A 15,663-nucleotide genomic window follows, 5' to 3' on the forward strand; every position below is an offset into this window, starting at 1 on the left:
TGACTATCAAACTTTCACCGATAATTATTTTCCAAGCTTTAATAACTCGTTTACAACAACTTCGGTTACATAAATTTGCAACAAGGTACATTCCACTCTTCAGATATACTCAAATTTTTATAGCGTCAGGACTTAAAGCTTTCATTTATGTCATCTACCAAGTTCATGAAATCCATTGAAGCATCATTATTTAAGAAACGTAAAAAGTTTGTTTCGTTTTCATGATTTATTGTTTTACAAGTTTATAGCTGGCACTTCCTTTATCTGTTGTAAGATTCAACAGATAGATTCCACTGGAAAAACTACTCATATCCAATTGTTTTAAATTGTCTTTGGACTGATAGACCGTTTTACCTGTAAGGTCATAAATGGTTGTGTTGGTAATGGTTAAATCTACAGAGGAAGTGATGTTGACCATATCTTTGACGGGGTTGGGGTGGATAGCGATTGATTTAAACAGACTTTCTCCCACACCTAAATTCGGATTTATTGTAAACAGGGCATAATCATAAAATGACCATTCCCCGTCTTCGTTCAATACACGTACATAAAACAAGTGGTCACCATTTGCCAATCCATCGGTATCAAAGATTATAACTTGGGTTGGTGCTGTAATATCAAACGGCTCACCATTGCCAACGCCCGGATCAGAATCGATAAAATATTCAGCTGAAACGATATTAGAATCCACTCCAGCAAACTCTTTTAGGTAAATGATATAGCGGTCATAGAAACCCCAATTTCCCTCGTCGTTTAATGTTCTGATGTACAAACTGTGAAAACCATCGCTTAACCCTGTGGTTGGAATGGAATAGCTTTGCGTCAATTCTCCTGTGTTCGTGTTTACGGATAATATTGTTCCATTGCCAACACCAGGGTCTGCATCAAAAAAATACTCTGCCGATACAATGCTTTGGGAAAACCCATGAAAGCATAAAAAACCCAATAAAAATATTACTAATTGTTTCATGGCAGTTTAGTTTGAATTGGACTGAATGGTAACTTCTATGTTGTCTCCCGGAGCCACTTGCTCTGTTATTGCAGTAATAGTAACCGTTGGGATTCCTGCCGTAAACCCAAAATTGTTGAAAAAAAAAGGCGTCACACCATCATAAATACCCAAATCTTCCCCATTGACTCCTGCTCCAATAGCCACGGAACTTGGTTGTAAGTGAAAATCAAAAGTGGGGTTCCAGTCGTCGTCTACATATACAAAATTGGGGTTGGCATCATCCCAGTTTCCTGTGCCTACCAAAGGGGTTATTGCCCCATTGGGATTATAGGTCAAACAATTTTCAAAGATGACACCATTGTTGTTCCAGTCCAAAGTGGTGCCACTAATTCGATAAAAAATACAATTCTGTACAACTATATCTCCAGTATCATCACTTAAATTTTCAACCTCTGCTACATAAAGAAAAATATTGTTTCTGATTATGATAGACTCATGGTTTTTCAGTGAAACTCCTTCGGATCCACCGGTATTACTGTTGTCGGCAAAAATATTATTAGTTATTAGCGTATTCGTATAATTAGTCGTGCCATTGGTCCCACCACCAATTCTTCTAATCACATTTCCCCTAATCAAAACATTATTAGCCCCTAATCCATTAAAGTCCATATTACGCACAATATTGTTTTCAAAAATCAAATCGTTTAGGATGGTTGTATTATTCGTGTTGGTGTCAATATCACCATCAACATATAACCCACTTATATAGCTACCATCACTGTCATCGTTTAAAATAATACCGTCCAAATAAGTGTTTTTATCGGGATTGGAGTGTCCAAATCCTATGATGGATAAAGGCTTGGTAATAGTAACTTGACCGTAGCTTGTTTCGGAAGCATGGACATAAATAATATCGTTGGGATTGGCAAAATTAATAGCGGGTTGTAAGTCAGCATAATCGGCATTGGCCCCCGGAGAATTATCAACCGTAATGGTATTTTGGGCAAAACCTGTAAAAACTACAAGTGCCGTAAGAAGCGTAAAAAGTTGTTTTATTTTCATATCTAAAAAGAATTTAATGATCAATAACTCCACCAAAACTATCCACAAACTTTGTTTTTATCAATGATGATTTATTTTCTGCTGGACTTGGGTTATTTTCTGCACCAAATGCTTTGATGTTTGTTAAAAAATGTTAATTTTAACTTACTTCCTAAAAAATTGATTGATAGCCTTTAAAACCAACCCGCATGAGGCACACTATTTTATTGTTTGTTTTTTTTGGTTTATCGTTTTCCGTTGCCACGGCGCAGCAGAAGAGAATGGACTCTTTACAACAGGTAATTAGCAATTGCAAGGTGATTGATACCGGCTATGTCAATACAAGAAACAGTCTTGCTGTCGACATGCTAATACTAACGCCAAATGATTCTACCATTATCCCTTTTTGTTTGAAGACTTTGGAAGTGTCAGATTCTCTAGGGTATAAGAAAGGGCAAATGCTTACCTATGAAAAAATAGGCATTTGGCATCACTACATTTCAGGGAATCCTTATGCTGCATTAGAATATTACCATAAAGGCCTGACTGTAGCCGAAAACCATTCAAACTTAAAAAAATACACTTCCGGCCTTTATGCCAATATAGGCTCTATTTACTATGACCAACAAGAGTACGAGAAAGCAATACCACTCTTCCAAACCATAATTAAGGACAAAAACAAGGCTCAATATCCGGTTGCCTATATGAATATGGCAAATTCCTATTCCGAACTTAAAAAACCAGATTCGGCAATGGTCAATTACCATAAGGCTATACAATCATGCAAAGAAGTCAGCAACAATTTAGTGCTCACTACAGCCTTGTCTAATTTGGCTGCTACCGAAATCAGAAACAATAAAAACGATAGTGCGCTTAAACACATAAACCAAAGCCTAAAATTAGTTGATAGCTTAAATCTTAATTTTTTGAAAGCAGCCGTTTATGCCAATGCCGCCTTTGTTTACCTAGAAAACCACCTTATTACAGAAGGAGAGGAATATGCAAATAAAGCCTTGGAAAACAAGGAATATCTTGAAGGCAATCTATTTATTCAAGAAATGCTCTGGAGAACTTTTACAGACGTTTACGTAGCCAAGTCTGATTACAAAAACGCCTACGAAGCATACAGAAAGTCTGTAGTACTCAAAGACAGCATGGCAAGTGAAAGCAAACGTCTGGAAATTGCGAAACGTGACATTCAACTTGAAAATGACAAAAAAATAGCCCTCGCCCAAGCCGAAATAGACCGCCAAAAACTTATCAAGACCGGTTCCATTCTTGGAGGGAGTTTGCTCTTGTTGTTTATAGGTGTTGGAGTGTTCTTTTATAAACGCCGAAGAGATGCTTTGGACAAACAACAGACGGCAGAATATAAATCCTCTGTAGCCGAAACCGAGCTCAAGGCGTTAAGGTCACAGATGAACCCACATTTTATCTTTAACTCGCTCAACTCTATTGGTGACTATATATCCAAGAACGATACCGATAAGGCCAAAACCTACCTATCCAAGTTTGCCAAAATTATGAGACAGACCTTGGAAAATTCCAATGAAAAAGAAATTTCCTTGGAAGAAGACCTAAATCTCTTGGAGAATTATATGCAGATGGAAAACCAGCGTTTGGGAGGTAAATTCACATATTCCATTAGTGTGGACAAGCAGATTGACAGAGAGAATGTCTTAGTGCCACCAATGATTCTTCAACCTTTTGTGGAAAATAGCATCTGGCATGGGATTTCTAAAAAAGAAAGTCGCGGCAATATCACTATTAGGATTGGAAAAGATAATGACATATTGCTATGCATCGTTGAAGACGATGGTATCGGAATTCAAGAAAACGAGGATAATCCTAGGAATTTAAAAAAATCGTTAGGGCAGAACATAACCCAAAAGCGAATAGAAATTATAAACAAAAACAAGAATACCAACGGAAATGTGACTATCCAAAACAAGTCAAATGGGCAGGGTGTTAAAGTAGAAGTAAGGCTTCCGTTAGAAATGGCTTTTTAAATATGGTAAAAACTATTATTGTTGATGACGAACAACATTGTATAAATTGGTTGAAAGACTTGTTAAACCAACAGCCAGAGGTTGAAATATTGGCAGAATATCGTTCTGTACAAGATGCTTTAAAATTGTTTAAGAATTTCAAACCAGATCTGCTTTTTTTAGATGTTCAAATCCATGACAAAACTGGATTTGATTTATTAAAAGAATTAGAACGTGTTGATTTTGAAGTCATCTTTACAACAGCACATGACAAGTATGCTGTGGAAGCTTTTAAATTTAGTGCTGTTGATTATTTATTGAAGCCTATCGATGAAATTGATTTGAAATTGGCTTTGGAAAAATTATCCAGCAAATTAAAAGCAAAAGATTTTTCATCAAAAATGAATGTACTGCTTTCTAATATCCAAAATAATGGAAACAAAAAAATAACCATCCCAACCCAAGATGGTTTTATCTTTCAAGATGTGTCAGAGATCATCCGTTGTCAATCTGAAGGAAATTATACCAACATTTTCATTAAAAATATAAAGAAACCTATCTTGGTTTCAAAAACCTTAAAAATTTTCGAGGAAATGTTAGAAGGCAAAGACTTTTTTAGGATTCACAATTCACACTTAATTAATTTAAAATATGTGTCGAAATACACTAAAGGAAAAGGAGGATATGTTACCATGCGTGATAATACAATCATTGAAGTATCCATAAGAAAAAAAGAAGCTTTCTTAAAGCTTATTAATAGATAAGTATTTTCTTAACCTTAAGAATTTACTTCGATGGACTCTAAGGCTTGGTTGGAAATATGGGAGGATATTTAAAAGCTTGACATAATTATTTAATAAACACTCAGGCAAGTTTTTCTTTAAACCTGAAGACCTTTTTCACAGCGTTCTGACAAATCCTTTAAGCTTAATATATCTCTAAAAGAAAGCTCTTAAACTTTGAAGTTTGAGTATATTCCTATTTCTAAAAGTGTTTTTGATTCTGGCATAAGCAAAATGATAAAGGCAAGATTTTAAATCTTGCCTTTATTTTTTAAGAGTTTGGATTTTCTTCTCCTCTTGAATCCCAATAGTTGTCATTATTTGGATTCAAGTTATCAGAATGGTTATCTGACTCTTCCTTACTGTAATCATAATCATCTCTTAAAGGCATAATTTAAAGTTTTAAAAATTAAACATATCTCAAAAATAAATATCAAGAATTTTATGACTATCAAACTTTCACCGATAATTATTTTCCAAGCATTAGTAACTCATTGACAACAACTTCGGTTACATAATGTTTCTTACCATCATTATCATCCCAAGAGCGATTTGTTAATTTGCCCTCGATAGCAATTTCTTTTCCTTTGGTAATGTAATTTTCAACAACTTTCACAAGACCATTTTTTACTACTACTGGATGCCAGTAAGTACGCTCTATCTTGTTTCCTTGTTTGTCTTTATAGCTGTCATCTGTTGCCAAATTAAATCTTGCTATTTTACCACCATCTTCAAAAGTGATAATTTCTGGATCTTGTCCTAATCTACCTATAAGTTGTACTTTATTTCTAAGTGAGTTCATAATTTTCAATTTTTAAAGGATTATGAATTCGTGGGTCATAGCCCATAAATTCGATTATTTTTTGAATGTTTTTTGGAGTGGGTTTGGTTTTGCCATACTCCCATTTGTATATAGTTGATTCGTAAACGTCAAGCTCTAAAGACAATTCAAAAGCAGAATAGCAATGTGCCATTCGGTACTGCCTTATGTAGTCTCCAAAAGAGGCTGGGTTTACGGGATAGCCCTTAGGCAGCGGCTTTTGGGCGGTTAATTCGATGTCGCAAATGGTCAACGACGTGGTGCCATTGTGTATCTGTTACTTTTTCGCCTTGTGCATTTTTATAACTTTCATTTGTTGCAATAGAAAATTTAGCTAATAATTTTCCTGATTCAAGCTTTACGATTTCTGGGTCGTTTCCTAAGTTTCCAATTAACTGTACTTTGTTTCTTAACGTATTCATAAGATAAGGTTTTAATTATATTGAATGTCATTAGTTCGATTCAACAGTGCAAATATGAAGCAGCTTGCAAACTTTAGTCGGTTGTTACGTGTTTAAATTCGTTTGTAAATATTTGTTGTCGTTTGTAAACGGATATTTTTCCTTACATTTGGGCATCTATGATCAAGTACCTCAGTTATGTATATCCTATTACTCGTAAAGTATCTTCTAAATACAGTGGTTGTTTAGAAATCACTTGGTATAACGGAAAAAAACACCTCAACACCAAAAATGCTAACTATTCTTATGGATCATTACAAGCCATTTTGAAGTTTGGCTTAGAAAAAATTGATATACATCAGGTCGATTCTGTTTTACTTTTAGGTCTCGGAGGAGGTAGTGTTATTAAAACGCTTCGTCAAGATTTTAACTACCAGAAACAGATTACTGCTGTTGATATTGATCCAGTAATAATTGAAATCGCCAAAACGGAATACCAGCTGGAAAACAATTCAAATACCTCCATTATTTGCGAAGATGCCCTTCAATTTATTAAAGCTAATACCATGAGGTTTGATTTGATTATCATTGATTTATTTATAGATGTTACCGTTCCGAAACCTTTTTTAGAACTCTCTTTTTGGAATCATGTCGTAAAATCAAAATCTACAAATGGTGTGATTTTATTTAATGCTTCATTAGAGGATAAAAAAAGTAATCAATTAAATGCTGTCATTGATTTTTTAAAAACCAAAGTCTATAAAGTTAATATTTTTGATAACGTAAACAACACCAATACTGTAATTATTTCCCAATCTTTATAACCCTTTAAAACTCATAAATTATGGAAAAAAAATGTCCGGAATGTGGTGATAAAATCATTGGAAGAATCGATAAAAAATTCTGTAGTGATGCGTGTCGCAATTCTTATAATAATACCATAAATAAAGACCGTAAAAATCTAATTAGAAACACCAATAACTGGTTGCGTAAAAACTATCGTATTCTTGAGAATCTAAATCCGAATCAAAAAACAAAGGTTTCCAGAGCAAAGCTTATTGAAAAGGGATTCGATTTCAATTACTTTACGAGTATTTATACTACCAAAGCAGGAACGGTTTATTATTTTGTTTACGACCAAGGTTACTTACCGCTTGAAGGCGAGTACTATGCGCTAGTGAAACGTGAAAGCTAATTGTAACTATTTATCACTATGTAATACGTATAGAGTAAAGAACCTGATTAGATGAATGGTCCAGTTATAATTGTTATTGTTTTTTCTGTTTTTGGAATAATTGCGTTTAGTACCTATTACTTTAGTGCTAAAAATGTAATTATTAGAACACTTGCAAAAATTCCAACTAAAGTTATATCTCATTTAAAAACCAATGAGCTATCTAAAGTAACAGGGAAAGCCTTACATGTTAAAACGCCTTTAATCGCTCCTTATTCAAACAGAAAATGTGTGTTTTATCAAATCATCATTGAACAGAAAGTAAGTACAGGGAAAAGTTCAACATGGAAAACCGTAGTAAAAGATGAGCAATTCCAGGAATTTTTTATTGAGACAAAAAATGATTTTGTAATTATTAAACCTCAAAAACATCCTAGAAATTACATCTGTCATTTGGTAAAAGATAACAACCAGTCTTCAGGAACATTTCATGACCCAACACCTCAACTTCAATCGGTTTTTAACCGCTATCATATAGATGCTCAAACCTTTTTTGGTTTCAATAAGCGTTTACGCTATAAAGAAGGTATTATAGAAATTGGTGAAGACATTACGGTTGCTGGTATTGCAAAATGGAAAACCCTAAACGAACCTATTCCCGAATATCCATATTCTAAAATTGCAACTTTAGAAAGTACAGCTAAACAAAAAATTATTATTACAGATTTACCTGAAGTACGACAAACGAGTCTTTAAACTATTTCCAGTTTTGCCCTTTTAACTCAATAGCAGCTTTTAGAACATCCTTTTGGCTGATTTGTCCGACTAACTTTCCATTTTCAACAATTGGAAAACGACGGATTTTTGATTCTAAAAACTTATTGGCTGCGTCAAAAATATTCATATTGCCATCTATGGTTTCAACATGTTTTACCATTCTGTTTTCTACCTTATGCTGTTCCATTGGCATATTGTAATAACGACTTTCACTTATATCTTTCAGGCAATCACCTTCCGAAATGATACCAACCAATTCATTATTATCATTCACTACTGGTCCTCCAGAAATCTTACATCTAATAAGAGTTTGAATCACATCTTCAACCGATTGTTCAGGTTTAAAGGTGATCAGTTCACGTGACATATAATCACTTACTTTTAATGCTGCAGTTTCAACAGTATTTTGTTGTTGCTTTCTTGCGCCTTGAAAACTTTTAATACCCATAACTGATTTTTTTTAGTGTTGAATTTAAAGTTACTGAAAATAAGTGAATTATACTAGAGCAAACATCAAGCTAATAATTTGTACATTTCGAAGGGCTTAAAAAATAAAATATTGAAACAAAGAATTTGTATTATTGGTTGTGGTTGGTTGGGTTTACCACTAGCTACATCTTTATTAAAAAAAGGACATTCGGTTAAAGGCTCCACAACATCTTCTGAAAAAATCACCATCTTAAATTCAGTTGGTATTCAAGGCTTTCTGATACGGTTGTCTTCGGAAGGGATTTCTGGTGCTATTGAAAATTGTCTTTCAGATTGTGATACTCTGGTTTTAAATATTCCGCCAGGATTGAGAAAAAATCCGGAAGCAAATTATGTGAGGCAAATGCAACATATTTTACCTTATGTAAAAGCATCAACAGTTAAGCAGGTCTTATTTGTAAGCTCAACTACGGTTTATGACGATGATGACTTATTCCCTGTAATTTATGAAACCAGTCCTACTTCAACGATTTCAAATACTGCTCAACAATTATTAGCTGTTGAAGCATTATTTCAAAATAACTCAGGTTTTAGCACAACAATACTTCGTTTTTCAGGATTATTTGGAGATGACAGGCATCCAGCAACATTTCTATCTGGAAAAACCAACCTTAAAAACCCTAATGCTCCTGTAAATCTGATTCATCAAAGAGACTGTATTGCAATCATTGAAAATATCATTCAGCAAAATATCTGGAATGACATCTTTAATGCTTCAACACCTTCGCATCCATCCAAAAAAAACTATTATACTTCCATCTGTATAGCTCAAAATTTACCACTTCCAACTTTCGATACTACTCAAAAAAGTAAAGGTAAAATTATTGACTCATCGAAACTGGCACGTGTTTTGGATTATGAGTTTAAAATCAAACTGTAATAATTAGCATCTTTTTAAGATTCTGTTTTGTTTATTTTTTTAGTTTTGACACACTAAATAATTAAGATTATGAAAAAAATTCTTTGCCTAGTTGTTTTAATGACTTCAATAAGTATGACAGCGCAAACAAAAACTGAACTTTTAAATCACTTTGAAAACTATTATAAACAAATGAAATCACAAGGTGATGTTCAAGGCGTGATTAATGCAATGACACATCTCAATGTTCTAGAACCAAGTCAGCAAAGATTAGATACGCTGGCATATATTTATGTTTCTGAAGGACGAAATCTGGAAGCTTTAAACACTATTGGTATCGATAATAATGCTACAGATTCTGACATTAGTACTGAAGTGAAAGCCTTGGCATTAAAAGCTTTAAACCAACCTAAACGTGCTCTTGTTTTTTACGAAGTGCTATTTAAAAAAGAACCGAATTCATATTTAGCTTATGAAATTGCTGATTTAAAAACTCAAATACAAGATTTAGCAGGAGCAAAAGCTAGTGTAGATTATGGATTAGCTAATGTAAAACCTGACATGAAAAAGGCTTTTTATGAAACGCAGCAACCCTATGAGGTGTCGATGAAAGGTGCATTAACATATTTGAAAGCTTTAATTTTATACAACATGAATCAAGCCGACAATTTAGATAAAGCAATAAGCTTATTAGATGAAGCACTTACCATGGATGCTAATTTTAATCTGGCACAAATAAGTAAGGATGCTTTAGTGGCTAGAAAAACACCAAAAAAGGAATAACAAATTACCCCTTTCATAAAAAAAGCCTTTTGTAACGATTTACAAAAGGCTTTTTTTATAATTTAAACTTTAATTAAAACTTATAGCTCAAACCAATTGTCCAATACGTCTGTAAATCATTATCAACATTATCAAAATCTGGTACGTCTCCTGTACCATCAAAAGTTGCTAATGCGTAGTTCAGTGCTTCTTGTTTATTACTTCTTAAACCAAAGTCAAAACCTACACCAATCATTTTCCAAAGCGTGTAACCAAAAGAGTTTGTCCATGTCCAGTTAGATAAGTCTCCACTTTTATAACTCTGAAAAGCAGATAAATTAGATTTGAAATTTATAGCTCCAATTTGTCGCGTATAATCTGCTACAATTTTAGCACCTAAAGACGATTCAAAAACAGTATCATTTTCAGCAAAAACAAAGTTATAGTTTAAAGGATGAACCACGACTATTAAATTTTCAATTGGCAACCATGTAAAACCTACACCAACATCTAAATATCCAGGATCATTAAAGTTATCTAACAATGTTGTTCTGTATTCCATTAATGTAGAAACTGCTAATTTCTCGCTTAAATTTCTACCATATAATGATGAAATATTGAATACATCAGTTGTTGGATTGAAACCATCATCATCTAAATCTGTGTCTTTGTTATCTAATTTTACCCAGTTTAAATTGGCAGTTAATGAGTTTCTCCAGAAATATTTCTCTTCAATTAAATTAGCATAACCATTAAAAGTAATACCAATGTTTCCTGAAGCATTATTAGGAACTCCCTGAGAATACCAGTTATTAAAGTTTGATAGACTTCCACCAATAGTACCAAATGCTCCGATTCTCCATCCTGGTAAAGCATTTATTTGAGCTTGTAAGGCGTCTGCTTCAGCTTGAGCTGCATCTGCTTCAGCTTGTTTTTCAGCTTTTTGAGCCTGCAATTCTTCTTTAGTTTGGGAAAAACCAAACACCATGGATAGCATCAAAACAGTAGTTAAAAGTAATCTTTTAGTCATTTTTTTAGTTTTAAAAATTGATTATTAAATGCAAATATAATTCAATAGCGTCTTGAACACCAATAAATTATATAAATTTGATTTTTTGTATGTCGTCTTTTAGACACGATTTTTTACTGAGAGTCACAATTAATCAAGATTTATTTTTCTTTTTAAAAAGTGGCACAGAAGAACAGGCTTCACCATACATAATAGATTTAGCTACGGGTTTTAATTTTTCAGTAAGTAAAATATAAGCATTATCAGGTACTGGTTTGTTAGAACAACCTTTAATAATAATGGACTTATCTTGATAAGAATTAAGATTTAAATCATTAATAATATCCTGATAAACAGAAGTTTCTAATGTATGTAAATCACCTATAATCGTTTTTTTGGAATAAGAGGCCAGCTCAATGGTAACGAGCATAAAAGCCCAAGCAGGAACAATGGCATCTGTAGAACATGTTAAAGCAACATATTGATTATGATATTGTGACCAATCGTGTTTAGCAACATATTGTCTGAAGTCTTTTTCTCGAAGTACCAAGCCTTCAAAAAGCCAGTCTTTAATATCAAAAAGCACTCGTTTTCCCTGAGGGTAATAATCTTCTAAATCAATCACCACAAGTTTACTTTGAGCAACTCTATTTATAATCTCGTCTGCCATTTTTATAAAATTTCAAAAAAATAAATTCCAAATTCCAACATCTCATTTTAATCCGAGTTTGAACCTGTCTAATTAAGGTGTATTGAAGATCTGAATACGGTTTGCTATTAGAGCATTCCTAATTCAAGCTTTGCTTCTTCACTCATTAAATCCTGAGTCCAAGGTGGATCGAATGTAATTTCAACTTCTGCAGATTTTACATCATTTAAAGATTTTACTTTTTCTTCTACTTCTAAAGGAAGTGTTTCAGCAACTGGACAGTTTGGAGTTGTTAAAGTCATTAAAATTTTAACCTCGTAATCTTCATTTACAAATACATCATAAATAAGACCTAGTTCATAAATATCTACTGGTATTTCTGGATCGAAAATAGTTTTTAAAACTCTTACTATTTTTTCTCCCAAAAGATTTGTGTCTATCGTTGTATCACTCATAATCCATGTTTATTATTCAGTTGTTTATCGTTAAGTCGAAAAATATATTAGTAACTAACCGAAAAACAACGTTACTCGTTAAGTTGTGTTTGGTATGCAATGGCATACATTTTTAATTGCTTTATCATGCTTACTAAACCATTAGCTCTAGTAGGTGATAAATGCTCTTTTAGTCCTATTTGATCAATAAAATCTGTATCGGCATCTATAATATCTTTTGGATGTTGATTCGAAAACACTCTAATTAAAATGGCAATAATCCCTTTAGTAATGATGGCATCACTATCTGCTGTAAATATGACTTTGTCATCTTTCATTTCAGCATGTACCCAGACTTTACTTTGACACCCTTTAATAATGTTATCCTCTGTTTTATACTGTGCATCAATAAGCGGTAAGGTTTTACCAAGATCAATCATATACTGGTAACGCTCTTCCCAATCATCAAACATGTCAAACTCTTCAATGATGTCCTTTTTTATATCTGTAATCGTCATTCTTTTTCTTTAATTAAGCATTAAGATAATTGCCATTACAAAAATACAATATCTCTATTGTTTAATCGTGTTTTCTTTAATAGATAATAGCTTATCTATGAACACAGCAATAGCTTTTGGAGGATTACCATGATCAAAACCATTTGAGGTATATGAATTTCCGTTGGCTTCAATTTTAAGCGTTGCCATTGCAGCAGCATCATATTGAAAGGTTTTTGAAGGTGGCTCTAAAGAAGGTATCGCTTTTAAATCTAAATCTTTATAAATGGCTAAAAGTTCTGAAAGTTGTTTGTCAGATAATTTGTGTTTGCTAACGTCTTTTAAATCTCTATCCTTAGTATATTTCAATACATTACCTTTAATCCATATGGTTTCAAAAAAACCTCTGGTGGAAGCTCGATACGTGATATTCATATGTTCTTTTTGTCGCTCTTTTGACATCATATTCTTATTGGCTATGATTAAAACAGTGTCATCATTTTTAAGACTTAATGTTCCGTTTGATATGTCAAACGCATTAATCTTAGCTAAGACTTTAAACATTGTTCCTTCAACTGCATTAGCTTCATTTTGACACATTTTTCTTGTCGCTCCTAATTCAGAAAAAGAGATTAAATTTTCATTGGTTGAATACGTCCCAAAAAAACGGTTACAACCTGCAAAACCTGATACTTTATTTGTTTTAGAGTCAAACTCCAGAGTGAGTTCATAAGAAGTTACATTAGTTGCTTCTATTTGCTCCAAAGTATAGGTTCCAAAAATTGTTTCATTAGTAATCATATGTGTTGAATTAGATGCACTTGCAACATCTTGTGAACTTCCACAGGACTTTAATATGATAAGGCTTATTAATATGGCTAGATGTTTCATGTTTCTAATTTTTATAGTTTAATGATAATATTACAAAAAGGAAGCCAAACTTTAAGACAGCATCATTTTTGCCTTTTTTACACCTGAAACTAAAGCATCTATTTCGGCTTTAGTATTATAAAAGGCAAAGGATGCTCTTACTGTTCCAGGAATCTTGTAGAAGTCCATAATAGGTTGCGCACAATGGTGTCCAGTACGAACTGCAATTCCCATTTTATCTAAGATTGTACCAATATCATATGGATGAACACCTTCAATGTTAAAGGAAATTACTGATGTTTTATGCTCTGATGTTCCATAAATTTTTAAACCTTCAATCTTTAGAAGTTCTAGAGTGCCATACTCTAAAAGGTCTTTTTCATATGTTGCTATGTTTTCAAAACCTATTGCATTCATATAATCTAAAGCAGCTCCAAAAGCAATACCGCCACAAATATTTGGTGTTCCAGCTTCAAATTTATGTGGTAAATTGGCATATGTTGTTTTTTGAAATGTAACTTCAGCAATCATCTCTCCTCCTCCTTGGTATGGAGGTAATTTATTAAGCCATTCTTCTTTTCCGTAGAGCATCCCTACACCTGTTGGTCCACAAATTTTGTGCGCAGATGCTACATAAAAATCAACATCCAGAGCTTGAACATCTGGTACTAAATGAGGACAAGATTGTGCGCCATCAATTAAAACGGCTGCTCCAACGTCATGCGCTTTGTCTATCATTATTTGAATAGGATTTATAGTTCCTAATGCATTAGAAATATGATTTACAAAAACCAATTTTGTATGCTTTGAGAGTAATGTTTCGTAATCACTTAAAATCAATTCCCCTTTTTCATTCATCGGAATGACTTTTAAAGTTGCTCCTGTTCGTTCACATAACATTTGCCATGGTACAATATTGCTATGGTGCTCTAATGCCGACACCAATATTTCATCTCCTTTTTTTAATAAGGATGAAAACCCATTTGCTATTAAATTTATGCCATGTGTTGTCCCAGAAGTCATAATAATTTCATAACTATATTTTGCGTTGAAGTGCTTCTGTATTTTTATACGCGCCTGCTCATACAAATCTGTTGCTTCCTGACTTAAAGTATGAACACCTCTGTGAATATTGGCGTTATAATTAGAATAATAATCAACAATGGCAGCAATCACTTGTTTTGGTGTTTGTGACGTTGCAGCATTATCAAAATAAATTAAGGGCTTTCCATTGACTTCTCTTTGAAGTATAGGAAAGTCTTTTCTGATTTCATCGACGTTTAACATAAATGCAAAGTTACAAGATGTTTGGCTAAAATGGTCTTCAGAAAATGAAACTTATAAATATTTTAATATTTTATTCAAATACATTTAAATAAAATATATATTTGTAAAATGTATAGTAAAGAACTCACAAAAGGAACATTACAACCAATCATTTTAAAACTAATACATAGTAGAGAAAAAATGTATGGTTATGAGATTACGCAAGAGGTAAAAAAAATGACCTCTGGAAAGATTGATATTTCCGAAGGCGCTTTGTACCCCATATTACACAAGCTAGAAGCAAAAGGTGTACTGGATACCGAAAAAGTTTTTATCGGTAAACGTGTTAGAAAGTATTACAAGGTTACTAAAGAAGGTAAGCAAATGGTAAAGGAAGTCACAAAAGAAATAAACGATTTCATAGACACTTTACATCTCATTTTTAATTCTGAAACTCAAAAATTATGATATTATCTGAGCAACAAATTGAATTTATAGAAAACAACTTAATGCTTTATGGTGTTAAATCTAAAGACTTAAGAGACGATTTATTGGATCATATCTGTACCTATATTGAAGCAAAAGAATCTAGTGATTTTGATTCCTTATATCAAGAAGCACTTCAAAAGTTTGGAGGTTATTCTAGTTTTCAAAATTTACAACGAGAAACTGATATGCAAAAGTTTGCCAAAGAAATAATAACAATTAATAGATTAAAATTTTCTGCTGGTTTTAGTGTCATTCTTCTTTTAATTCTGAGTTTAGTGTTTCAAATGATGCAATGGCCTTATGCTAATATTTGGTTGCTTGGAGCAATACTCATTTCCATTTTAGTTATACTACCAATTCATTTCTATTCTAAATATAAAAAATCTGTACACAAATTTTCTTAA

20 protein-coding genes and 1 pseudogene are annotated in these 15,663 nt (G+C 32.9%); 9 read left to right on the plus strand and 12 right to left on the minus strand.

The features are described from left to right. Positions 1-226: 226 nt before the first annotated feature. Both ACRHNM_RS01005 and ACRHNM_RS01010 read right to left on the minus strand, forming a co-directional pair. Positions 227-970, minus strand: a complete 744-nt coding sequence (locus tag ACRHNM_RS01005; RefSeq protein ID WP_431132754.1) for a T9SS type A sorting domain-containing protein — start codon at positions 968-970, stop codon at positions 227-229. Between the two features lie 6 nt (positions 971-976). Beyond that, positions 977-2,014, minus strand: a complete 1,038-nt coding sequence (locus ACRHNM_RS01010; protein ID WP_431132756.1) for a hypothetical protein — start codon at positions 2,012-2,014, stop codon at positions 977-979. A gap of 188 nt (positions 2,015-2,202) precedes the next feature. Here ACRHNM_RS01010 and ACRHNM_RS01015 point away from each other — a divergent pair, with 188 nt between their 5' ends. Together ACRHNM_RS01015 and ACRHNM_RS01020 are read left to right on the plus strand one after the other, a co-directional pair. Next, positions 2,203-4,002 carry a tetratricopeptide repeat-containing sensor histidine kinase gene (locus tag ACRHNM_RS01015; protein ID WP_431132758.1) on the plus strand — a complete coding sequence of 600 codons (1,800 nt, stop codon included), beginning with the start codon at positions 2,203-2,205 and terminating at the stop codon, positions 4,000-4,002. Positions 4,003-4,004: 2 nt separating this feature from the next. After that, on the plus strand, positions 4,005-4,745 hold the full coding sequence (locus ACRHNM_RS01020; protein WP_431132760.1) for a LytR/AlgR family response regulator transcription factor: 741 nt from the start codon (positions 4,005-4,007) through the stop codon (positions 4,743-4,745). 487 nt (positions 4,746-5,232) lie between these two features. On the opposite strand, the gene ACRHNM_RS01025 is transcribed toward ACRHNM_RS01020, so the two are convergent. The 3 genes and pseudogenes from ACRHNM_RS01025 to ACRHNM_RS01035 all read right to left on the minus strand — a co-directional run. Continuing rightward, a complete protein-coding gene (locus tag ACRHNM_RS01025) occupies positions 5,233-5,565 on the minus strand; it encodes a single-stranded DNA-binding protein (protein WP_431132762.1) in 333 nt (110 codons plus the stop codon). Further along, positions 5,552-5,836, minus strand: a complete 285-nt coding sequence (locus ACRHNM_RS01030) for a helix-turn-helix domain-containing protein (RefSeq protein ID WP_431132764.1) — start codon at positions 5,834-5,836, stop codon at positions 5,552-5,554. The genes ACRHNM_RS01025 and ACRHNM_RS01030 overlap by 14 nt, the downstream gene beginning before the upstream one ends. Continuing rightward, positions 5,835-6,005 (minus strand): annotated as a pseudogene (locus ACRHNM_RS01035) (single-stranded DNA-binding protein); the annotation flags it as partial. The pseudogene ACRHNM_RS01035 and the gene ACRHNM_RS01030, both read right to left, overlap by 2 nt. 158 nt (positions 6,006-6,163) lie before the next feature. Between ACRHNM_RS01035 and ACRHNM_RS01040 the strand changes: the two are divergent. Genes ACRHNM_RS01040 through ACRHNM_RS01050 form a run of 3 tightly spaced genes read left to right on the plus strand, consistent with a single transcriptional unit; the run spans position 6,164 to position 7,914 of the window. Beyond that, entirely contained in the window at positions 6,164-6,808 is a 645-nt protein-coding gene (locus ACRHNM_RS01040) for a spermidine synthase (RefSeq protein WP_431132766.1), read from the plus strand. A 20-nt stretch (positions 6,809-6,828) separates the two neighbouring features. Continuing rightward, the gene (locus ACRHNM_RS01045; protein WP_431132768.1) at positions 6,829-7,179 is read left to right on the plus strand and encodes a hypothetical protein; all 351 of its coding nucleotides are present in this window, start codon (positions 6,829-6,831) and stop codon (positions 7,177-7,179) included. 51 nt (positions 7,180-7,230) lie between these two features. Further along, positions 7,231-7,914 carry a hypothetical protein gene (locus ACRHNM_RS01050; protein ID WP_431132770.1) on the plus strand — a complete coding sequence of 228 codons (684 nt, stop codon included), beginning with the start codon at positions 7,231-7,233 and terminating at the stop codon, positions 7,912-7,914. Between the two features lies 1 nt (position 7,915). On the opposite strand, the gene ACRHNM_RS01055 is transcribed toward ACRHNM_RS01050, so the two are convergent. Further along, the gene (locus ACRHNM_RS01055; RefSeq protein ID WP_431132772.1) at positions 7,916-8,383 is read right to left on the minus strand and encodes a CBS domain-containing protein; all 468 of its coding nucleotides are present in this window, start codon (positions 8,381-8,383) and stop codon (positions 7,916-7,918) included. A 111-nt stretch (positions 8,384-8,494) separates the two neighbouring features. On the opposite strand from ACRHNM_RS01055, the gene ACRHNM_RS01060 reads away from it, so the two are divergent. Continuing rightward, complete coding sequence (locus tag ACRHNM_RS01060) at positions 8,495-9,304, plus strand: NAD(P)H-binding protein (protein WP_431132774.1); 810 nt, start codon at positions 8,495-8,497, stop codon at positions 9,302-9,304. Between the two features lie 69 nt (positions 9,305-9,373). Continuing rightward, a complete protein-coding gene (locus tag ACRHNM_RS01065) occupies positions 9,374-10,066 on the plus strand; it encodes a hypothetical protein (RefSeq protein ID WP_431132776.1) in 693 nt (230 codons plus the stop codon). A gap of 73 nt (positions 10,067-10,139) precedes the next feature. Here ACRHNM_RS01065 and ACRHNM_RS01070 read toward each other — a convergent pair whose 3' ends face one another. From ACRHNM_RS01070 to ACRHNM_RS01095, 6 genes are all read right to left on the minus strand, one after another. Then, complete coding sequence (locus ACRHNM_RS01070) at positions 10,140-11,075, minus strand: DUF3078 domain-containing protein (RefSeq protein WP_431132777.1); 936 nt, start codon at positions 11,073-11,075, stop codon at positions 10,140-10,142. Between the two features lie 133 nt (positions 11,076-11,208). Next, positions 11,209-11,724, minus strand: coding sequence for a DUF2480 family protein (locus ACRHNM_RS01075; RefSeq protein WP_431132779.1), 516 nt, complete (start codon positions 11,722-11,724; stop codon positions 11,209-11,211). A 107-nt stretch (positions 11,725-11,831) separates the two neighbouring features. Continuing rightward, the gene (locus ACRHNM_RS01080; RefSeq protein WP_431132781.1) at positions 11,832-12,158 is read right to left on the minus strand and encodes a DUF59 domain-containing protein; all 327 of its coding nucleotides are present in this window, start codon (positions 12,156-12,158) and stop codon (positions 11,832-11,834) included. Positions 12,159-12,229: 71 nt separating this feature from the next. After that, positions 12,230-12,655, minus strand: coding sequence for a SufE family protein (locus tag ACRHNM_RS01085; protein ID WP_431132783.1), 426 nt, complete (start codon positions 12,653-12,655; stop codon positions 12,230-12,232). A gap of 54 nt (positions 12,656-12,709) precedes the next feature. After that, on the minus strand, positions 12,710-13,525 hold the full coding sequence (locus tag ACRHNM_RS01090; protein ID WP_431132785.1) for an META domain-containing protein: 816 nt from the start codon (positions 13,523-13,525) through the stop codon (positions 12,710-12,712). A gap of 51 nt (positions 13,526-13,576) precedes the next feature. Continuing rightward, complete coding sequence (locus ACRHNM_RS01095) at positions 13,577-14,791, minus strand: aminotransferase class V-fold PLP-dependent enzyme (protein ID WP_431132787.1); 1,215 nt, start codon at positions 14,789-14,791, stop codon at positions 13,577-13,579. Positions 14,792-14,899: 108 nt separating this feature from the next. On the opposite strand from ACRHNM_RS01095, the gene ACRHNM_RS01100 reads away from it, so the two are divergent. Both ACRHNM_RS01100 and ACRHNM_RS01105 read left to right on the plus strand, forming a co-directional pair. Then, on the plus strand, positions 14,900-15,238 hold the full coding sequence (locus tag ACRHNM_RS01100) for a PadR family transcriptional regulator (protein WP_431132789.1): 339 nt from the start codon (positions 14,900-14,902) through the stop codon (positions 15,236-15,238). Further along, positions 15,235-15,663: a hypothetical protein gene (locus ACRHNM_RS01105; protein ID WP_431132791.1), complete on the plus strand. Its 429-nt coding sequence runs from the start codon at positions 15,235-15,237 to the stop codon at positions 15,661-15,663. The genes ACRHNM_RS01100 and ACRHNM_RS01105 overlap by 4 nt, the downstream gene beginning before the upstream one ends.

It is taken from the genome of Psychroserpens mesophilus (assembly GCF_050617655.1).
Lineage (GTDB): Bacteria > Bacteroidota > Bacteroidia > Flavobacteriales > Flavobacteriaceae > Psychroserpens > Psychroserpens mesophilus_A.

What these genes read in the sequence shown, in the direction of transcription:
- ACRHNM_RS01005 (WP_431132754.1), bottom strand. Translation starts at nt 970, where the DNA reads ATGAAACAATTAGTAATATTTTTATTGGGTTTTTTATGCTTTCATGGG.
- ACRHNM_RS01010 (WP_431132756.1), bottom strand. Translation starts at nt 2,014, where the DNA reads ATGAAAATAAAACAACTTTTTACGCTTCTTACGGCACTTGTAGTTTTT.
- ACRHNM_RS01015 (WP_431132758.1), top strand. Translation starts at nt 2,203, where the DNA reads ATGAGGCACACTATTTTATTGTTTGTTTTTTTTGGTTTATCGTTTTCC.
- ACRHNM_RS01020 (WP_431132760.1), top strand. Translation starts at nt 4,005, where the DNA reads ATGGTAAAAACTATTATTGTTGATGACGAACAACATTGTATAAATTGG.
- ACRHNM_RS01025 (WP_431132762.1), bottom strand. Translation starts at nt 5,565, where the DNA reads ATGAACTCACTTAGAAATAAAGTACAACTTATAGGTAGATTAGGACAA.
- ACRHNM_RS01040 (WP_431132766.1), top strand. Translation starts at nt 6,164, where the DNA reads ATGATCAAGTACCTCAGTTATGTATATCCTATTACTCGTAAAGTATCT.
- ACRHNM_RS01045 (WP_431132768.1), top strand. Translation starts at nt 6,829, where the DNA reads ATGGAAAAAAAATGTCCGGAATGTGGTGATAAAATCATTGGAAGAATC.
- ACRHNM_RS01050 (WP_431132770.1), top strand. Translation starts at nt 7,231, where the DNA reads ATGAATGGTCCAGTTATAATTGTTATTGTTTTTTCTGTTTTTGGAATA.
- ACRHNM_RS01055 (WP_431132772.1), bottom strand. Translation starts at nt 8,383, where the DNA reads ATGGGTATTAAAAGTTTTCAAGGCGCAAGAAAGCAACAACAAAATACT.
- ACRHNM_RS01065 (WP_431132776.1), top strand. Translation starts at nt 9,374, where the DNA reads ATGAAAAAAATTCTTTGCCTAGTTGTTTTAATGACTTCAATAAGTATG.
- ACRHNM_RS01070 (WP_431132777.1), bottom strand. Translation starts at nt 11,075, where the DNA reads ATGACTAAAAGATTACTTTTAACTACTGTTTTGATGCTATCCATGGTG.
- ACRHNM_RS01075 (WP_431132779.1), bottom strand. Translation starts at nt 11,724, where the DNA reads ATGGCAGACGAGATTATAAATAGAGTTGCTCAAAGTAAACTTGTGGTG.
- ACRHNM_RS01080 (WP_431132781.1), bottom strand. Translation starts at nt 12,158, where the DNA reads ATGAGTGATACAACGATAGACACAAATCTTTTGGGAGAAAAAATAGTA.
- ACRHNM_RS01085 (WP_431132783.1), bottom strand. Translation starts at nt 12,655, where the DNA reads ATGACGATTACAGATATAAAAAAGGACATCATTGAAGAGTTTGACATG.
- ACRHNM_RS01090 (WP_431132785.1), bottom strand. Translation starts at nt 13,525, where the DNA reads ATGAAACATCTAGCCATATTAATAAGCCTTATCATATTAAAGTCCTGT.
- ACRHNM_RS01095 (WP_431132787.1), bottom strand. Translation starts at nt 14,791, where the DNA reads ATGTTAAACGTCGATGAAATCAGAAAAGACTTTCCTATACTTCAAAGA.
- ACRHNM_RS01100 (WP_431132789.1), top strand. Translation starts at nt 14,900, where the DNA reads ATGTATAGTAAAGAACTCACAAAAGGAACATTACAACCAATCATTTTA.
- ACRHNM_RS01105 (WP_431132791.1), top strand. Translation starts at nt 15,235, where the DNA reads ATGATATTATCTGAGCAACAAATTGAATTTATAGAAAACAACTTAATG.